Here is an 18,390-nt window from a genome sequence, read left to right on the forward strand (position 1 = left end):
CGTGTGAGTGATTTCACGCATCCCGAGCGTGTTCCGTGGACCGTGCCAAATTAGAATGGATTCCGGACGCAGGAGTTCTACCGCCGAAAGTTGCGTCCGCAACCGGCGGTTTTTCTTTGCACGCGATCCAGGCGCCTGGGGACCATCCCCTGCGGGCGCCGGTGCCCCTGGACATCATCAGGTGGCCTACATCTGTGTACGACGACGTACACGGCTGAACCGAGGAAGGTATTTCTGTGAGCCAGACGTCTGATTCTTGTCTTGATACGTGGATGGGCCGGGAGGCCCTCGCCGAGGCCATGATCCCGGTGATCGGCAGGCTGTACCGCGAAAACAACGTGGTGACCAGCATCCACGGCCGGAGCCTGATCAACAAGTCCACCATGAACATCCTCAAGGCGCACCGCTTCGCGCGCCGGATGAGCAAGGACGAACTGCTCCTGGAGGACACGGCGCCCCTGCTGAACACGCTGGCCGGACTCGAACTGGGTGCCGCCGCGATCGACATCGCCCGCCTGAACCAGAAGTTCAAGGAAGAAGGCAACGGCGCCACGCTGGAGGAATTCCTCCGCGAAGAGCTCGCCGAAATCGTGGGCAAGCGGGGCGGCGATGACCGCACCAGCACCGACGTCGTGCTCTATGGCTTTGGCCGCATCGGCCGCCTCCTGGCCCGCCTCCTCATCGAAAAGGCCGGCGGTGGCCACGGCCTGCGCCTGCGCGCCATTGTGGTGCGCCGCGGATCCGACAACGACCTCTCCAAGCGGGCCAGCCTGCTGCGCCGCGACTCCGTCCACGGGTCCTTCGAAGGCACCATCCGGATCGACGAGGCGGCCAACACCATCACTGCCAACGGTGTCCAGATCCAGGTCATCTACTCGAACGACCCCGCCACCATCGACTACACCGCCTACGGCATCAACAACGCCCTGGTGGTGGACAACACCGGCCGCTGGCGCGACGCCGAAGGCCTGTCCCAGCACCTGCAGAGCAAGGGCGTCGCGCGGGTCCTGCTGACCGCGCCGGGCAAGGGTGAACTGAAGAACATCGTCCACGGCATCAACCACCGGGACATCACCGACTCGGACAAGATCGTTTCCGCGGCGTCCTGCACCACCAACGCCATCACCCCGGTCCTGAAGGCCATCAACGACAAGTTCGGCGTGGTCCACGGCCACGTGGAAACCGTCCACTCCTTCACCAACGACCAGAACCTGATCGACAACTTCCACAAGGGCGACCGCCGCGGCCGTTCCGCTGCGCTGAACATGGTCATCACCGAAACCGGTGCGGCCAAGGCAGTGGCGAAGGCCCTGCCCGAACTCCTGGGCAAGCTCACCGGCAGCTCCATCCGGGTCCCCACCCCGGACGTTTCGCTGGCCATCCTGAACCTCACCCTTGAAAACGGCACCACCAAGGACGAGGTCAACAACTACCTGCGTGAAATGTCGCTCCACTCGGACCTGCGCAAGCAGATCGACTACATCGACTCGCCCGAGGTTGTCTCCACCGACTTCGTCGGATCCCGCCGCGCCGGGATCGTGGACGGCCTGGCGACCGTGTCCACGGACAAGAACCTGGTCCTCTACGTCTGGTACGACAACGAGTTCGGTTACAGCTGCCAGGTGGTCCGCGTCATGGAAGAGATGGCAGGCGTGAACCCGCCGTCCTTCCCTGCCAAGGAAAGCGCTGCCGCCCTGGCCGCGATCGCCGTCTAGCCACCTTCGCCCGCGTCCTGCGAATTCCCGGCTGATTCTCTGGAATCAGCCGGGAAACGGGACCACACTGGTGGCATGGACAACGAATCGACACTTCAGCACGAAACCACCCTCGAGCACGCACTGGACGTGGCCAAAGCCAACCATAAGGAAGCCGTGCGGCTCCTGGAACGCGCCCGTGCCGCCCAGAGGACCGGCGACGTCACCGACGAGCGGGTGCGCCAGCTCGAGGACCTGCTGTCCATCGCGGAAGAAGACCTGCGTAGGGTCACCAGAGAACAATAACCCGGCGGCCACCACCGGGCGCTGTGACCCATCACTCGTCCTCAACAGTGTGGATATCAGCGGACGGCCGGCCCCATTGTCCTAGGCTCTTGGGGTGCCCGACTTTCCCCTCCCGGCGTCAACCCCGTGACCGTCAGCTGGTCCGCCTACCGCCGCGCACGCCGCCGTTCCCGGCAGGCCTGGGCGCTTCTGGTGACGGCCGCGGTCTCCGTCCTTGCCGCACTGTTCTGGTTCTTCACCGCCGGACAGTTCGCGGCAGCCGGGCCCGCCACGGAGGGGCCCACGGAGGCGCCGGTCTTCGACCCCGCCTGGATGAAGCCGGTCCAGGAACCCAACCCTGTGCCGGCCGGCAGCGCCCTCGCAGCCCTTGACGGCCTGGCTGTCAAAGGGCGGGCGCCCAGCACCGATTACAGCCGGGAGGCCTTTGGCCAGGCCTGGCTCGATGTGGACCGCAACGGCTGCGACACCCGCAATGACATTCTTCGCCGGGACCTCGCCGATGTTGTGTTCTCAGAGGGTTCCTCCTGCAAGGTGACGGCCGGGCACTTCCGGGAACCCTACACGGGGCAGGATATTGATTTCCGGCGCGGTTCGGACAGCAGCCGCGCGGTCCAGATCGACCACGTCGTCGCCCTGGGTGATGCCTGGCAAAAGGGCGCCCAGCGTTTGGCGCCGAAGGAACGCCAGAGCCTGGCAAACGATCCCCTGAACCTCATCGCGGCGGACGGCGCCGCCAATCAGCAAAAAAGCGCGGGGGACGCCGCTACCTGGCTGCCCAAAAACACGGCAATCCGCTGCCATTACGTGGCCCGGCAGATTTCCGTGAAGGCCGCGTACGGGCTGTGGGTAACGGCAGCGGAAAAGGACGCCATGAAGCGGGTCCTGGCCTCCTGCCCCCAGCAGCAGACCATTACGGCAGGCTGACCGGCATCCGCAGGGCCGGCTCGGTGGCCGGCGGCCCCGTGGCTGGACCGGTCAGTGTCCGAAGGGATCCGGGTCAACGCCGGGCATCCAGGTCAGCCCCGGCACGCCCCAGCCGTTCTTCTTGGCCTGCTTCATGGCCTTGCGGGAATACCGGTCCAACAGCCGGTTGACGTACAGCTTGCCGTCCAGGTGGTCATACTCGTGCTGGATGACCCTGGCAAACCAGCCTGTGGCCTCGAAGCGGACCGGTTCCCCGAACCCGTCAAAGCCCTCCACCCGGGCCCATTCGGCCCGCTTGAGCGGATACTGTTCGCCCGGGAAGGACAGGCAGCCCTCTTCCTCTTCATCAGGATCGGGAGCAGCACCTGAGACCTTCGACAGGGTCAGGACGGGATTCACCAGGACGCCGGTTGGGGGAGCGCCGTCGTCATTGGCGTACTTGTAAACGAAGATCCGCTTGCCGACGCCGATCTGCGGGGCGGCCAGGCCCACCCCGTTGGCGGCGTCGTTGGTTTCGAACATGTCGGCAATCAGGGTGCGCAGTTCGTCGTCGAAGACCTCCACCTTGGCGGCGCGGCGGTGCAGGACAGGCTCGCCCCAGATGGTGATCGGCAGAACGGTCATATCAGTAGTCCTTCGGCTTCGCGGTGTCCCCGGCTGCAATGCGTGTGCCCGGTGGGGCACGACAAAGGAGGCCGCACCGGATATCCGGTGCGGCCTCCTTTGTTGACGGCTGCATGTGCCGCCCCGTGAGGGTGAGCGACGGGGGTTGAACCCGCGACCTCCTGGACCACAACCAGGCGCTCTGCCAACTGAGCTACGCCCACCATGTGCCTCAAGGGAATTCCACCGGAGCGGCTCCCTGGAAACGCAACTCAAATAGCTTACCTGCTCGAACAGGGTGCTTTGTCCACTTTCAGCGATTTGAGCGAAATTTCCTCAAAACGTGGCGCAGATTACTCCGCGGACTGGTTCCCGGCGTCCCCGTTGGTGATTCCCCTGGCAATCTTCTGTGCGGTGGCGCTGTCCGGCCCGGGGCCGGGGACGAACACTGCCTCGCGGTAGTAGCGGAGCTCGTCGATGGAGTCCTTGATGTCTCCCAGCGCGCGGTGGCCACCCTTCTTCGCCGGCGACTGGAAGTACGCCCGGGCGTACCACCGGCGCGAGAGCTCTTTGATGGTGCTGACGTCAATGACCCGGTAATGCAGGTGCTCCACCACGGCAGGCATGTCGCGGGACAGGAACACCCGGTCGGTTCCCACGGAGTTGCCGCCCAGAGGTGCTTTGCGCGGATCCGGGACCCACGTGGAGATGTACTCCATGACCGCGGCCTCTGCTTCTGCCATCGTCTTGCCGTGTGGCAGCTCCGCCAGCAGCCCGGACTTGGTGTGCATGTCCCGGACGAAGTCGGACATCTGGGCCACTGCGGCATCGTCGGGTTTGATGACGACGTCGACGCCCTCACCAAGGATGTTGAGCTCCGAGTCGGTGACCAGTGCTGCCACCTCGATCAGGGCGTCGTTCTTGATGTCCAGGCCGGTCATTTCGCAGTCGATCCAGACGATTCGTTCGTTAGATATAGGCACCGGACCAGCCTACCGTTACACTTCCGGGCACCCTGCCGATGCTAGGATTTCGGTACGCGGCGGGTCGCCCTTCCGCCCCTTAATCGTGTCCCGGCCGGCCCGTGCGGCCCGCCGGATCAACAGCGGAAAACGCAACAAGATTGGACGATCCTGAGATGACGGCGCCTGTGCCCGCAACGGGGGAGATGGCGGCGGCCGGTATTGCCGGAACGGGCAGTGCCGAGGTGGACAATCCGCGCTCACCCCTGCTTGCCGGTTTCCTGGGCTCCATGTTCATGATGATTGGCTCCATTGGCGTCGGCTGGCTGGCCCCGGTCTCGGAACTGCGGCGGATGCCCGTGTTTATCTGGATGCGGACGGAGGCTCCCGGCGTGGCGCTGTCCATCGTCCTGGTGGCCATCGGCGGCATGCTGCTGGTGCGTGCCTGGCTGCGGCTGGGCCAGAAAGTCCGGGTGTGGGGTGAACAGGCACGGCGGGCAACCCTGTCCGCGGTGGTGGCATGGGGACTTCCCATGATGTTCAGCGTGCCGCTGTTCAGCCGCGACGTGTATGCGTACATCGGGCAGGGGCGCCTGATGGTGGAGGGCTTCAATCCGTACGAAAACGGCATTTCCGCGCTGTCCAACTACTTCCAGCTCGGCGCCGACAAAATGTGGACCGAGGCGCCGGTTCCCTATGGCCAGCTGTTCCTGTGGATCGAGCAGTTCGTCGTCTGGGTGACCAACGTCCAGCCGGAGGCGTGCGTCATGCTCTTCCGGCTGGTGGCGCTGGCCGGTGTGGTGCTCTGCGTCGTCTACGTGCCCCGGCTCGCCGAACTGCACGGCGTGAACCCGCACCGCGCTCTCTGGCTGACCGTGGCCAACCCGCTCTTCCTGACCAATTTCATTGCCAGTGTCCACAACGACTCCCTGATGATCGGGCTCGCCCTGGCAGGCTTGTACTACTCCGCGACCCGGCGCCAGGTCCGTGGCATCGCCCTGGTGACCCTTTCCATCGCGGTGAAGCCCATCACCATTGTCTTCCTGCCCTTCATCGGCCTCCTGTGGGCAGGCCGGAACGCGGGCTGGCTCCGGAAAGTGGCGTTTTGGGCCCTGACGGCCGGCCTGAGCCTGGCGCTGTTGACCGCCTTGAGCATGGTCAACGGGTTCGGCTTCGGCTGGATCAACGGCCTGTCCGCGCCGGGCAGCATTTCGATCTGGTACGCCCCGGTGGGCTTGATTGGCATGGTGGTCGGATCCCTGGCCACCGCTTTCGGCTTTGACGGTTCGGTCCCCGCGGGCTGGGTATTCGACGCCGGCAAGCTGCTGGCCGTGGGCATCGTCGCCTGGCAGATCTTCAAGGGTGACTACGACCGCCTGATGCGCCGCCTCACGCTCGCCCTGGCGGCCGTGGTCCTGCTGGCCCCCATCATCCAGGCCTGGTACGTCGTCTGGCTCATACCGCTCTTTGCCGTGACCGGCATCAGGAACGACTGGCAGGTCAAGGCCCTGTACTTCGTGGTGTCCTTCTTCATGATCTACGCGATTTCGGACCAGTTGGACGTTTTCCCGTACCTCCAGACCCAGGACCTCGGCTTCGCCCTCGCCCTGGCCCGCGTTGCCGCGGCGCTGACCGCCCTGCTCTTTGCCCTGTACCTGATCTTCTGGGACCCCGGCACCCGCAGGCTGTTCCGCAAATCGCACCAGCCCGTCGTCGAACGTCCCGTGATCTAGCGGCGGCTATTGCTGTGCGGCCCCGGCGCTGATTCTGCGCAGGGCCTCCCGCCGCGACAACGGACTCATGGCGTCCTTGTTGCGGGAAACGAACGCCTCCACCCACTCCGGTGCGGTCTTGGCGTACTCGCGCAGCGCCCAGCCGATGGCCTTGCGGATGAAGAACTCCCGGTCCGCCAGGTTCGGCTCGATGATGGCGGCGAGCAGTCGCGTGTCGGTGGCCTTCCCGGCGCGCAACTGCGACGTGATGGCGGCCCTGCGGATCCAAAGGTCGGGGTCCTTGCTCCACTGCAGCAGGAGACCGGACATCTCCCGGGGGTGCGACTGCAGCAGGGTGCAGATCCGGCCGGACACGCCATCGGCAAAATCCCACCATGCACCTGTCCGGATCATTTCTGCGTACACAGGAAGCATGTCCAGGTCGGAGGCCACCAGCCGGTGTGCTGTCAGGTCGATGGCCGCGTACTTCTCCTCCCGGAACGTGGAGGTGCGCCACAGGTCCAGCACGGTGGCGCGCAGCTGCCCGGCGGAAACCGGCGGATGCTCCCGGGCAGCCCGCTTCGCGATGCGCCGCACCTCGGGAACCCGTACGCCGAGCGAGGGGAGCTCGGACTTCATGTAGGCCTGCGCTCCCGCAGCCCGGACAGGGTCGGCCAGCCCGTGGAGTGCACCCCTGACGGAGGCGATGAGGTCCTGGTCGGCGGCCGTATCCATGGGGCAACTGTAGCCAGTGGACAGCGCCGGCGGTGCGGTAGGCTGGTGAGCGCTAACACACTACGACGCAGAGGTAACCATGCCCGGAACTGAAGTCCACCTCGCCCACGGACTCTACTCCGCCGTCGTCACCCTCCGCGGCGGGGCGCTTAGGGAACTCCGCCACGGGGACAGGGACTTGGTGGTGGGCTTTGGCCCCGACGGACCCGTACCCGACTACCGCGGCGTCATCTGCGCGCCCTGGCCCAACCGCCTGGCGGACGGCACCTACTCGTATGGGGGCAAGTCCTATGCCGCTGCCGTCAACGAACCGGAACGCGGCGCTGCCCTGCATGGCCTTGCCATCCACAGGACATGGAATGTGCTGGAAGCGGCCGCGGACCGCGCCGTCCTGGTTTGCCGCATTCCGGCCGGCCCGGATTACCCGGGGGACCTGGAGTTGTCGGTGACCTATACGCTCTCCGACGACGGGCTCCATGGCATGGTGCGGGCGGTCAACACCGGTGCCGCTGCCGCCCCGTACGGGGTGTGCCCCCACCCCTACCTGGTGGCCGGTCCGTCCCCGCTGGATGACTGGACGCTGGATCTGCCGGCCGCTGCCTACCTGGAGGTGACCCCTGACCGGCTGCTGCCGGTGGGCATGCGGCAGGTGGACGATGCCTTCGACTTCCGTTCGCCCCGGCGTCTGGGGCCGGTGAAGATCGACCATGCCTTCACGGACATCGCCCGGGACGGTGCGGGCCTGGCCCGGGTGCGGGTACTGGACCCGTCAGGTACAGGTGTGGAACTCGAATGGGGCGCCGAATGGCCCTGGGTCCAGGTGCACACCGGCGACAAGCCCGCCCGCCCGGACCGGCTGGGCCTGGCTGTTGAACCCATGACGTGTCCGCCTGATGCCCTGCATTCAGGCACGGACCTGGTGCACCTGCAGCCCGGCCAGGCCCACTCGGCGGGCTGGACCATCCGCGCTCTGGGCTGGGCTAGGCCGGTCCGGCCTCGGCGGGCGCGGGGCTAGGCGGGGCCGGCCGTGGCGGCTTGGTGGACGGAGTCCGTCCATCCGGCACGCTGCAGCCAGGCTGCGCACAGTGCGGTCCACTGCCGTGGTCCGGGGTGGTCCGCGGCAAGCCCCAGCCCATGCCGTCCCTGCGGGAAGACATGCAGTTCCGCCGGAACGCCGGCGGCAAAGAGCGCCCTGGCATAGTTCAGGCTGTTGCTCACCGGAACGGCGTCGTCATCGGCTGTATGCCAGAGGAAGGCCGGCGGCGTCCGGGGAGTGACGTTCAGCTCCGGCGAGAGGGCCCTGAGGAGGTCCGACGGCGGCGCGCCGCCAAGGAGGTTTGCCACCGATCCCTGGTGCGCCTCGTGGGTCAGTGATGCAACCGGATAGCAGAGCACCGAGAGGTCGGGGACGGCTGCGGGCACGTCCAGGTCCGGGTTTCCGGTGGCAGCTTCCGTGCTGAGGGTGGCCGCCAGGTGGCCGCCGGCGGAGAAGCCCAGGACGCCGATGCGCTCCGGGTCGACGGCGAACCGGTGCTGTCCCTTCCTGATGTGGAGCATTGCTTCCTTTGCGTCCTCCAGGGGAGCAGGGTGCCGGTCAGGGGCCACCCTGTAGCGGAGGACGAAGGCGTGGATGCCCAGGCTGGCCAGCCACTCTGCAACGGGCTCCGCTTCGTGATCAGCCTGGCGGGCGTATCCTCCTCCCGGCAGGACCAGGATGGCCGGCCGGGCGCCGGCAGCCCCGGGACGGGCGGGAACTGCCGTAAGCGCACGCGCCGCCATCAGGCGGCAGCTTCGGTGCTGCGCCGCAGCGTGACCTCGCCTGTGATGTCACCGGGTGAAGCGTCGTCGGCGCCGTCGCCGCCGTCGCCCTCGTCGCCGGCAAGCCTCCGCTGGGTGGCCCGGGTGGCCACGCGCCCAATGTCCTCCAGCGGCAGGCGGACCGTGGAAAGGGCCGGCCGGAAGTCGCGGAGGGTCTCAATATCGTCGAAACCGGCAATGGCGGCGTCGCGGGGGATGCGGAGCCCCTCGGACCGCAATGCTGCCGCCGCCCCGATGGCCATCACATCGTTGACGGCGAAAATGCACAGCTTGGGTGCGCCGCCCCCCTCACCGGACGGGCCCACTTCTCCGGACGGGCCCGCGTTGGTCCGGGCTGCCTTGATCCGGGCAGCCAGTTCAAGCCCGGCGTCATATCCACCGGACCGGTTGAACGCGCTGCGGAGCACTTCCGCCGGCCGGCGCCCGGCCCGTTCCAGTCCCTCCTGGAAACCGCGGACCCGGTCATCGGAGGTCAGGAGGCCTTCGGGACCGCCGACAATGACGAAGTCCCCGTCCCAGCTGCCCGCAAGTTCGGTGGCCAGCCGGCCGGCCAGCTCCTGGTTGGGCACTTTAACCACGTGGTACCCCTCCGGAGCAGTTGCACCCACGACGGGGTGGCCCACCACGGCCACCTGGCCGCCGTTGCGGCAATACCGGTCAAGTTCGGCTGCCAGCTCGCTGTTGCCGTCCTTGTCCTCGTCGCGGCACGAGCGGGAACCGGCGATCACGATCGAGTCTGCCCGGCGCGCCGCGAACGCAGCCACCGCTTCCTTTTCCTCCGCGGGGCCGCCGCCGGTGGTGGCAAGGAGTACCATCTTCCGCTGTTCCCGGGCGGCTTCCTGCACGCCCCTGGCAATGGCCGCGAAGTAGGGATCGGCAATGTCATGGACGATCAGGCCGATCAGGCCGGAACTGGATTTCGCCAGCCCCTGTGCCTGGGCGTTGGGGATGTAGCCGAGCGACTCAGCCGCCTGCCGGACCCGTTCGGCAATGTCCTTCCCCGGTTTGCGGGCGGATCCGTTCAGCACGCGGGAGGCCGTGGCGGGTGAAACGCCGGCAAGGCGGGCCACCTCGGTAAGGGTACTTGCAGCCACTGCATCTCCTGGTCTTGTACGGGCTCGAAGGCTAAAGCACATTATGGCAGTTCAAACTACTTCCGGAAAGCGCTTGCCAAGGGGAAGCGCGCCGTGCATCATGGAAGCAGTGGGAATGCGCTTTCCCAATTAGCTTGACTACCTTGCTCACTCACCGTGGAGGACACATGGGCTTCGAAACAAAGACAATCCGCATCGCCATGAACGGCATCACCGGCCGGATGGGCTACCGCCAGCACCTGCTGCGCTCCCTCCTGCCCATCCGCGATGCCGGCGGCTTCACCCTCCCGGACGGCACCAGGGTCCAGGTTGAACCCATCCTGGTGGGCCGCAACGAGGCCAAGATCCGGGAACTGGCGGAAAAGCACAAGGTGTCCGAGTGGACCACGGACCTGGACGCCGTGATCAACGACCCCACGGTGGACGTCATCTTTGACGCCTCCATGACCAGCCTGCGCGCCGCAACCCTGAAGAAGGCGATGCTGGCCGGCAAGCACATCTTCACCGAGAAGCCCACGGCCGAGACCCTCGAAGAAGCCATTGAACTGGCCCGCATTGGCAAGGAGGCCGGCGTTACTGCCGGCGTCGTCCACGACAAGCTCTACCTCCCGGGCCTGGTCAAGCTCCGCCGCCTGGTGGACGAGGGCTTCTTCGGCCGCATCCTCTCCATCCGCGGCGAGTTCGGCTACTGGGTCTTCGAAGGCGACATCCAGGCCGCGCAGCGCCCGTCCTGGAACTACCGCAAGGAAGACGGCGGCGGAATGACCACGGACATGTTCTGCCACTGGAACTACGTCCTGGAGGGCATCATCGGCCAGGTCAAGAGCGTCAACGCCAAGACCGCCACCCACATCCCCGCCCGCTGGGACGAGGCAGGCAACGAGTACAAGGCCACCGCCGATGACGCCTCCTACGGCATCTTCGAACTCGAGACCCCGGGCGGCGACCAGGTGGTCGGCCAGATCAACTCCTCCTGGGCAGTGCGCGTCTACCGCGATGAACTGGTGGAGTTCCAGGTGGACGGCACGCACGGTTCCGCCGTGGCCGGCCTGAACAAGTGCGTCGCCCAGCAGCGGGCCCACACCCCCAAGCCCGTGTGGAACCCGGACCTGCCCGTCACCGAATCCTTCCGCGACCAGTGGCAGGAAGTTCCCGCCAACGCTGAACTGGACAACGGCTTCAAGCTGCAGTGGGAAGAGTTCCTGCGCGACGTTGTGGCCGGCAGGGAACACCGCTTCGGCCTGCTGTCCGCCGCCCGCGGTGTCCAGCTCGCCGAACTTGGCCTTCGGTCCAATGACGAGCGCCGCACCATCGACATCCCGGAGATCACGCTCTGATGACTTCCCTTATCCTTCCCTCCGAGGACGGCGGCACAAGGGAGTACCGCCTCCAGGGCGCCACGCCGTGGGCCCGCCCCACCGCCCCGCTTACCGCCCGGCGCGCCTACGCCGCGGCCCACGTCATCCCCGAGGTCCTCGCCGACAACACTCCCGGAGCCCCGGCGCACCTGGACTGGGACGCCACCATGGCGTACCGCCACGAGCTCTGGTCCTATGGTCTTGGCGTGGCCGACGCCATGGACACCGCCCAGCGCGGCATGGGCCTTGACTGGGCCGCCACGCAGCAGCTCATCAAGCGCACCGGCGTCGATGCAGCCTCGGTGGTCTCGGCCAACAACCCGGCCACGGCCGGCAAATCGGTCCGTGACCTCGTGTCCTGCGGTGCCGGCACCGACCAGCTGGACCTCGACGCCCTGCCCACGGGTGAGGCCGGCCTGAAAGCCGTCCTCGAGGCATACCGTGAGCAGATTGCCGTGATCAGCGAGGCCGGCCCCAAGGTCATCATCATGGCCTCCCGGGCACTCGCCAAGGCAGCACGTGGGCCGGAAGACTACCTGAACGTCTACTCCACACTCCTGCAGGAGGTTGACCAGCCGGTCATCCTCCACTGGCTGGGCACCATGTTCGATCCCGCCCTGGCGGGCTACTGGGGCTCGGACGACGTCGCCACCGCCACCGAAATCTTCCTGGGCCTGATCAGGGACAACGCGGCCAAGGTGGACGGCGTCAAGGTCTCGCTGCTGGACGCATCCCACGAGGTGGCCCTTCGGGCGGCGCTGCCTGAGGGCGTCCGCCTGTACACCGGGGACGACTTCAACTACCCGGAGCTCATCGACGGCGACGGCAGCCACCACTCCGACGCCCTGCTGGGCATCTTCGCGGCCATCTACCCGGCCGCTTCCGTGGCCCTGCAGAACTATGACGCCGGAAATCCGGCCAGGGCACGGGACATTTTGGACTCCACCCGTGAACTGGGCAAGCACATTTTCAGCGCCCCGACGTTCTACTACAAGACCGGCATCGCGTTCATGTCCTGGCTCAACGGCAAGCAGCCCGGGTTCCAGATGGTCGGCGGCCTGCACTCCGGCCGTTCCGTCTGCCACCTTGCCCGGACCTTTGAGCTGGCCGACCAGGCCGGCTTGCTGAAGGACCCGGCGCTGGCAGCCTTCCGCATGTCCGATTACCTGCGGATCAACGGGGTGGGAGTATGAGCGGCTTCTCCCGCCTGTCCATCAACAGCGCCACCACCAAGAAGTGGACGCTTGCCCAGGTGGTCGAGGGCTGCGTCAACGCCGGCATCCCCGCCATCGGCCCCTGGCGCGACCGGGTGGCGGAAGCCGGCCTGGACAAGGCAGCACGCCTGATCAAGGACGCGGGCCTGCGCGTGTCCTCCCTGTGCCGCGGCGGATTCCTGACAGCCGCCGACGCCGAGGGCCAGGCAAACGCGCTCGCCGACAACCGTGCAGCGATCCTCGAAGCCGTGGCGCTGGACACCACCGAACTGTTCCTGGTGGTGGGCGGACTCGTGTCAGGGGAGAAGGACATCGTGGGCGCCCGGCAGCGTGTGGCTGACCGGCTCGCGGACCTGGTCCCTTTCGCACAGGAAAACGGCGTCCGCCTGGTGTTGGAACCGCTGCACCCGATGTACGCCGCGGACCGCGCACTGATCTCCACCCTGGGGCAGGCCCTGGACCTTGCGGCGCCCTTCGACGCATCGACAGTTGGCGTCGCCGTCGATACTTTCCACGTCTGGTGGGACCCGGAACTGAAGGCGCAGATCGAACGCGCCGGCCGGGAGAACCGCATCGCCTCCTACCAGGTGTGCGACTTCAACATGCCCATCGCCGCCGATCCGCTGCTCTCCCGCGGGTACATGGGCGACGGCGTGGTGGACTTCGCCACGATCGGCACCTGGGTGCGCGACGCCGGGTACACCGGCGACATCGAAGTGGAAATTTTCAATCAGGAGATCTGGGATACGGACGGCAACACCGTCCTGGCCACGGTCAAGGAGCGGTACGCGGAGCTTGTCCTGCCGTACGCCTGACCTGATTCAAGACCGCGGGCTCCTGCTGCGTCACGGCAGGAGCCTGCGCCCCACATGAAAGGACCCGGACCCAGGGAGGGTTTCCCACCCCTGGTCCGGGTCCTTTTTCCTGCCCGCTGCCCTGCTGCAGCCCTATGCGTAGAGCGAGGCGAACCGGCGGTACGTTGCCAGCACGCCGGCGTCGTCCTTTCCCAGCGGAAGGTCGACGGCGTCTGCCGCCCACTCGGGGAAGCGTCCCGTGAGTGCCGCCGCAGCCTGGCGCGCGGCGCCGTCGGCCACGTACTCGCCCGGCTGCGGCACCGTGACGCCGGTTCCCAGCAGGCTGGCGGCCACTTCCTGCACGGCTGCTGACTGGGCCCCGCCACCCACGAGGAGGATCCGCCGGGCGGTCACGCCCTGGTCCTGCAGTGCCGCCAGGCCATCCGCCAGTGAGCAGACAACACCCTCAACGGCGGCGCGCGCCACGTTGGCGGGGGTGTAGTTGGCCCGCGTGATGCCGTGCAGGGAACCGGTGGCGTCCGGCAGGTTGGGGGTCCTTTCCCCATCGAAGTAGGGGACCAGGGTGAGGCCGCCGGCACCGGGCCCGGCGGACAACGCCAGCCTGTTGAACTCGGCCAGGTCCACGTCCAGCAGGGCGGCGGTGGCATCGAAGATGCGGGTGGCATTCAAGGTGCACACCAGCGGCAGGAAATGCCCGGCGGCGTCGGCGAATCCGGCCACCAGTCCCGAGGCGTCAGCCGCCGGTGAATCCGAGACCGCGAAGACGGTCCCGGACGTGCCCAGTGACATCACCACATCGCCCAACCGGGCCCCTGCACCAAGCGCGGCCGCCGCGTTGTCCCCGGCGCCTGCGGCCAGGAGGGTGCCCGCCGGCGTCTTTCCCGCCGCTTCCAGGGGCCCGAGGACCCGGGGGAGGACCGGCACGTGGCCGAGTGCCGCGGACAGGACGTCCGGCAGGTACTTGCCTTCCGCCGTCGAGTAGTAGCCCGTACCGGATGCGTCCGAGCGGTCCGTGGCCAGGGCGGCCAGCCCTTCTTTACCGCTGCCTGGCCCGTGGCCTGCGAGCCGCCAGGTGAGCCAGTCATGCGGCAGGCAGACGGCGGCCACCCTGGCGGCGTTTTCGGGTTCATTGTCCGCCAGCCAGCGCAGCTTGGTCAGCGTCAGGGATGCGACCGGCACCGTACCGGTGGCGCGTGCCCAGTACTGCGCGCCGGCGGCTGGATCGCCGCCGCCGGCGGATTCGATGAGTTCCAGGGCGGCGCCGGCGCTGCGGGTATCGTTCCACAGCAGCGCCGGCCGGATCACCGCACCGTCGCTGTCCAGGCAGACCATGCCGTGCTGCTGGCCTCCGACAGACACGGCGCTGACGTCATCCAGTCCGCCGGCGTCTGCCACCGCCTTCTGCAGTGCGGTCCACCAATGGTCCGGGTGGACCTCGGTGCCGTCAGGGTGGGGGGCCCGGCCCTGGCGGACCAATGCTCCGGTATCGGCATCGCGGATCACCACCTTGCACGACTGGGTGGAGCTGTCGATGCCTGCGACGAGCACCATGGCCTAGTGGGCGCCCAGGAGGTGCTCGATGGCGAGCTGGTTGAGCCGGACGAATGCGAAGGAGCGCTCAGCAGCCTTGTCGGCGTCGAAGTCCTCGAAGGCTGCGGCGTCCGCCAGCAGGTCTGCGGTGCTTTCGCCAGTACCGAGGGTGGGCTCGCCGAGTTCGAAGACGCCGGAGGTCTTGAGTGCTTCCTGGACCTGCGGGTCTGCGCGGAACGCCAGCGCCCGTTCCTTCAGCAGCAGGTACATGGCCATGTTGGCCTTGGCGGACTCCCACACGCCGTCGTAGCCGTCGGTGCGGGAGGGCTTGTAGTCGAAGTGGCGCGGGCCGTCGTACTTCGGGCCGCCGCCCGGGAAGCCGTTCTCCAGCAGGTCGACCGTGAAGAAGGCGCTGGTGAGGTCGCCGTGGCCGAACACCAGGTCCTGGTCGTACTTGATGCCGCGCTGGCCGTTGAGGTCGATATGGAAGAGCTTGCCGGCCCAGAGTGCCTGCGCAATGCCGTGGGTGAAGTTCAGTCCCGCCATCTGCTCGTGGCCGGTTTCGGGGTTCAGGCCCACGATGTCCCCGTGTTCGAGCTGGGCAATGAAGGCCAGGCCATGGCCGACAGTGGGCAGGAAGATATCGCCGCGGGGTTCGTTCGGCTTGGGTTCAAGGGCGATCCGCAGGTTGTAGCCCTTGTCCTTGATGTAGCCGGCCGCGGTGTCAACGCCTTCCTTCATGCGGTCCAGGGCGGCTGCCAGGTCCTTGGAGCCGTCGTATTCGCTGCCTTCGCGGCCGCCCCACATGACGAACGTTTCAGCGCCGAGCTCTGCGGCGAGGTCAATGTTGCGCAGGACCTTGGAGAGGGCAAAGCGGCGGATGGAACGGTCGTTTGAGGTGAAGCCGCCGTCCTTGAAGACCGGGTGGCTGAACAGGTTGGTGGTCACCATGGGGACCTTCAGTCCCGTCTCGGCCAGGGCTGACCGGAAGTTTTTCAGGATCAGGTCCCGCTCTGACGCGGAGGCGTCAAAGGGAACAAGGTCATTGTCGTGGAACGTGATGCCGTAGGCGCCAAGTTCAGCCAGGCGGTGGACTGCCTCCACCGGATCCAAAGCGGCACGGGTGGCCACTCCGAACGGATCGGCACCGGTCCAGCCGACCGTCCAGAGGCCGAAGGTGAACTTGTCAGCGGGCGTGGGGGAGAGAGTCATGATGCGTCCTTGCGATCGGGTTGTGCCGCGGAATTGCGAGGCTTTAGTTCATTGCCTGAACTATATGAGCGGACGTAGGGTGGGGTCAATAGTCCAGCGTGGACACCGTCGAAAAATTTGGCGGAAGCGTCTAACCAAGGAGCTTTGTCATGGTGATGCCGGCGCCTGCAGCGGCGGGACCCGGATCCGCGGCCCCCGGGAACGTGGGGGACGTGAGGCGCAGTAATCTTGCCCTGGTCCTCGGCGCGATTGCCGAGTTCCCGCCCGGCACGCATCCCAGCCGTGCCCAGGTTGCCGGCGCCACCGGATTGACCAAGGCGTCGGTGTCCAGCCTGGTGCTGGACCTCCTGGACGCCGGGGTCATCCGCGAAATCGGGCTTAACCCCCAAGGCCGCGGCCGGCCGGGCGTGGGGCTGGAGCTCAGCCCCAGCCGTGCGGTCATGGGAATGGAGGTCAACGTCGACTACATTTCCGCCGCCGTGGTTGACCTGTCAGGGAAGGTGCTGCTGCGCGAGGTACGGGAGCGCGATAACCGGAACAGCCCGGACAAGCCGGTGCTGGCTGCGCTCGCAGGCCTGGCGGCCAGGGTGCGGGGTGCTGCCGGTGAACAGGGCGTCGACGTCGTGGGCGGCGGGCTGGCGGTACCCGGACTGGTGGACCCGGCCAGGGCGCGCGTGCTGACCGCTCCCAACCTGGGCTGGGTCAATGTTGACCTCGACCTTGACGCCCTGCTGCCAGAAACAGCGCTGGGGGTTGCACTGTTCAACGAGGCCAATGCCGCAGCCCTGGCCGAACTGCGGCACCGGCCGGACCGCGCATCGAACTTCCTTTTCGTCTCCGGTGAGGTGGGCGTGGGCGGCGGGATTGTCATCGGTTCCGAGCTGTTCACCGGCCCCGGGGGCCATGCCGGCGAGGTGGGACACATCGTGGTGGATCCGGACGGCGGCCATTGTTCCTGCGGCGGGACCGGCTGCCTGGAGACGGTGGCCGGCCAGGACGCCATCTTCATTGCTGCCGGCCTGGCCCCGGACGGGAGTTCACGGTCTGCCGCGATGTCAGCGCTCCTGCAGGCACTCGAGGGCGGGGCACCCAAGGCGGTATCCGCCGTCGAACGTGCGGGCCGCTGCCTGGGCATTGCGCTTGCTTCAACGGCCCGGGTGGTGGATATCGATTCGGTGGTACTGGGCGGCCATTTCGCAGTCCTTGAGCCCTGGCTGCGTGGCCCGTTGCTGGACAGCCTGCAGAAATATGCGCCCGGAAAGTATGCGTCGGAGCAGGTAACGGTGTCCGCGGTGGGGGAGTTTGGTGCCCTGCTGGGGGCTGCCGGCAGCGTGATCCGGTCCCTTGTGGACGCGCCGCACCGGCTGCAGGCTTAGCGGTGGGTGCACAACGCCCCGGTCCGAAGACCGGGGCATCAGCCACCAAGGTGCCCCAGGAGGGAATCGAACCCCCGACCGGCGGATTAGAAGGCCGCTGCTCTATCCCCTGAGCTACTGAGGCATCAGCTTCCGGCCTGCAGGCCGGGCGCCTCAAAAAGTTTACATTGTCCGACATGGCGGCGGCGTCATCCGGCCTGCACTGTTCCTCCCCATGTGGCGTGGTGGGCCCTGTTGTCCACATACGGGAACCCGTGCCTCCTGCCCGCGGGCATCCGGGGCGATGCTGGTCATGCCTGCTACAGGCGCCACCATCCAGACAGGACGTAGACATGAGCGAAACGATTACCATCCGGGGCTTCGTTGCCACTGAGATCACAAGTTCCACCACGCCGGGAGGAGTGGCAACAGCCTCCTTCCGGCTCGGTTCCACCACGCGCCGTTTTGACCGGGAATCCAAAACGTGGGGCGACGGGCACACCAACTGGTTCACCGTGCAGGGCTACCGCAACCTCGCCGGGACCCTGGGCTGCAGCATCCGGAAAGGCCAGCCGGTCATCGTCGTGGGCAAGCTGAAGATCCGCACCTGGGAAAAGGAAGGCCGGGTCTACCACTCCACCATCATCGATGCCGAGGCCGTGGGGCATGACCTTACCTTCGGCTCGGCAAACTTCATCCGGACCGCTTCAAGGCCTGCGCTTTCCCTCGTGGAGCAGCCGCAGTCCCCGGAGGATGCCCCTGCCATGGACCCGGCCCTTGACGAACCGGAGGACCGTGAGGACGACCATCCCGGGGAGCTTGGCCATGCAGCGGTCGTCATCGAGGACAACGACGGCGGACTCGCTGCCCTTGACCTGGAAACCGGGGAACTCGCCGAAGTCTAGGAAACACGCATCAGCTGTCAACGTTCCCCGTTCAGTCCCGGGCGGACGGACCGGTGGCACCCCCGGCCGCCGACCGTCCGCCCGCCTCCATCCCACCCCCGCAACCATGCGTCCGCACCAGCGCGCGGGTGGCCACCTGCAGCCGGCCATACC

Annotated in this window: 17 protein-coding genes and 2 tRNA genes; 10 read left to right on the top strand and 9 right to left on the bottom strand. The window is 67.0% G+C overall.

The features are described from left to right. Nucleotides 1-236: 236 nt before the first annotated feature. From BACI349Y_RS08680 to BACI349Y_RS08690, 3 genes are all read left to right on the top strand, one after another. On the top strand, nt 237-1,715 hold the full coding sequence (locus BACI349Y_RS08680) for a glyceraldehyde-3-phosphate dehydrogenase (RefSeq protein WP_159631766.1): 1,479 nt from the start codon (nt 237-239) through the stop codon (nt 1,713-1,715). A 75-nt stretch (nt 1,716-1,790) separates the two neighbouring features. Then, on the top strand, nt 1,791-2,000 hold the full coding sequence (locus BACI349Y_RS08685; protein ID WP_159631767.1) for a hypothetical protein: 210 nt from the start codon (nt 1,791-1,793) through the stop codon (nt 1,998-2,000). 126 nt (nt 2,001-2,126) lie between these two features. Next, entirely contained in the window at nt 2,127-2,924 is a 798-nt protein-coding gene (locus BACI349Y_RS08690) for an HNH endonuclease family protein (RefSeq protein WP_159631768.1), read from the top strand. A gap of 51 nt (nt 2,925-2,975) precedes the next feature. On the opposite strand, the gene def is transcribed toward BACI349Y_RS08690, so the two are convergent. The 3 genes from def to orn form a co-directional block, all read right to left on the bottom strand. After that, nucleotides 2,976-3,548, bottom strand: coding sequence for a peptide deformylase (gene def, locus BACI349Y_RS08695; protein WP_159631769.1), 573 nt, complete (start codon nt 3,546-3,548; stop codon nt 2,976-2,978). A 130-nt stretch (nt 3,549-3,678) separates the two neighbouring features. Continuing rightward, nucleotides 3,679-3,751, bottom strand: a tRNA-His gene (locus tag BACI349Y_RS08700). 129 nt (nt 3,752-3,880) lie between these two features. After that, a complete protein-coding gene (gene orn, locus BACI349Y_RS08705) occupies nt 3,881-4,510 on the bottom strand; it encodes an oligoribonuclease (RefSeq protein WP_159631770.1) in 630 nt (209 codons plus the stop codon). Nucleotides 4,511-4,665: 155 nt separating this feature from the next. Between orn and mptB the strand changes: the two genes are divergently transcribed. Continuing rightward, nucleotides 4,666-6,222 (top strand): polyprenol phosphomannose-dependent alpha 1,6 mannosyltransferase MptB, encoded by a 1,557-nt coding sequence (gene mptB / locus BACI349Y_RS08710; RefSeq protein WP_201302416.1) that lies wholly within the window; start codon nt 4,666-4,668, stop codon nt 6,220-6,222. A gap of 6 nt (nt 6,223-6,228) precedes the next feature. On the opposite strand, the gene BACI349Y_RS08715 is transcribed toward mptB, so the two are convergent. Beyond that, nucleotides 6,229-6,936, bottom strand: a complete 708-nt coding sequence (locus BACI349Y_RS08715) for a DNA alkylation repair protein (RefSeq protein WP_159631771.1) — start codon at nt 6,934-6,936, stop codon at nt 6,229-6,231. A 79-nt stretch (nt 6,937-7,015) separates the two neighbouring features. Here BACI349Y_RS08715 and BACI349Y_RS08720 point away from each other — a divergent pair, with 79 nt between their 5' ends. After that, nucleotides 7,016-7,951, top strand: coding sequence for an aldose 1-epimerase family protein (locus BACI349Y_RS08720; RefSeq protein WP_159631772.1), 936 nt, complete (start codon nt 7,016-7,018; stop codon nt 7,949-7,951). On the opposite strand, the gene BACI349Y_RS08725 is transcribed toward BACI349Y_RS08720, so the two are convergent. After that, nucleotides 7,948-8,715, bottom strand: coding sequence for an alpha/beta hydrolase (locus BACI349Y_RS08725; protein WP_159631773.1), 768 nt, complete (start codon nt 8,713-8,715; stop codon nt 7,948-7,950). The two genes, BACI349Y_RS08720 and BACI349Y_RS08725, sit on opposite strands and share 4 nt — an antisense overlap. Beyond that, on the bottom strand, nt 8,715-9,848 hold the full coding sequence (locus BACI349Y_RS08730; RefSeq protein ID WP_159631774.1) for a LacI family DNA-binding transcriptional regulator: 1,134 nt from the start codon (nt 9,846-9,848) through the stop codon (nt 8,715-8,717). Before BACI349Y_RS08730 ends, BACI349Y_RS08725 begins: the two co-directional genes overlap by 1 nt. Nucleotides 9,849-10,015: 167 nt before the next feature. Here BACI349Y_RS08730 and BACI349Y_RS08735 point away from each other — a divergent pair, with 167 nt between their 5' ends. Genes BACI349Y_RS08735 through BACI349Y_RS08745 form a run of 3 tightly spaced genes read left to right on the top strand, consistent with a single transcriptional unit; the run spans nt 10,016 to nt 13,235 of the window. After that, complete coding sequence (locus BACI349Y_RS08735) at nt 10,016-11,185, top strand: Gfo/Idh/MocA family protein (RefSeq protein WP_159631775.1); 1,170 nt, start codon at nt 10,016-10,018, stop codon at nt 11,183-11,185. Then, nucleotides 11,185-12,399, top strand: coding sequence for a dihydrodipicolinate synthase family protein (locus BACI349Y_RS08740; RefSeq protein ID WP_159631776.1), 1,215 nt, complete (start codon nt 11,185-11,187; stop codon nt 12,397-12,399). Before BACI349Y_RS08735 ends, BACI349Y_RS08740 begins: the two co-directional genes overlap by 1 nt. Further along, complete coding sequence (locus BACI349Y_RS08745) at nt 12,396-13,235, top strand: sugar phosphate isomerase/epimerase family protein (RefSeq protein ID WP_159631777.1); 840 nt, start codon at nt 12,396-12,398, stop codon at nt 13,233-13,235. The genes BACI349Y_RS08740 and BACI349Y_RS08745 overlap by 4 nt, the downstream gene beginning before the upstream one ends. A gap of 132 nt (nt 13,236-13,367) precedes the next feature. On the opposite strand, the gene xylB is transcribed toward BACI349Y_RS08745, so the two are convergent. Both xylB and xylA read right to left on the bottom strand, forming a co-directional pair. After that, entirely contained in the window at nt 13,368-14,786 is a 1,419-nt protein-coding gene (xylB, locus tag BACI349Y_RS08750) for a xylulokinase (RefSeq protein ID WP_159631778.1), read from the bottom strand. 3 nt (nt 14,787-14,789) lie between these two features. Next, nucleotides 14,790-15,977, bottom strand: a complete 1,188-nt coding sequence (xylA, locus tag BACI349Y_RS08755) for a xylose isomerase (protein WP_159631779.1) — start codon at nt 15,975-15,977, stop codon at nt 14,790-14,792. A gap of 149 nt (nt 15,978-16,126) precedes the next feature. Here xylA and BACI349Y_RS08760 point away from each other — a divergent pair, with 149 nt between their 5' ends. Then, on the top strand, nt 16,127-17,353 hold the full coding sequence (locus BACI349Y_RS08760; protein WP_159631780.1) for an ROK family protein: 1,227 nt from the start codon (nt 16,127-16,129) through the stop codon (nt 17,351-17,353). Nucleotides 17,354-17,404: 51 nt separating this feature from the next. Here the strand turns inward: BACI349Y_RS08760 and BACI349Y_RS08765 are convergent. Next, a tRNA-Arg gene (locus BACI349Y_RS08765) sits at nt 17,405-17,477 on the bottom strand. 208 nt (nt 17,478-17,685) lie between these two features. Here BACI349Y_RS08765 and BACI349Y_RS08770 point away from each other — a divergent pair. Beyond that, the gene (locus BACI349Y_RS08770; protein ID WP_159631781.1) at nt 17,686-18,237 is read left to right on the top strand and encodes a single-stranded DNA-binding protein; all 552 of its coding nucleotides are present in this window, start codon (nt 17,686-17,688) and stop codon (nt 18,235-18,237) included. Nucleotides 18,238-18,390 lie beyond the last annotated feature (153 nt).

It is taken from the genome of Arthrobacter sp. 8AJ (genome assembly GCF_902506025.1).
In the GTDB taxonomy this organism is placed as follows: Bacteria; Actinomycetota; Actinomycetes; order Actinomycetales; family Micrococcaceae; genus Arthrobacter.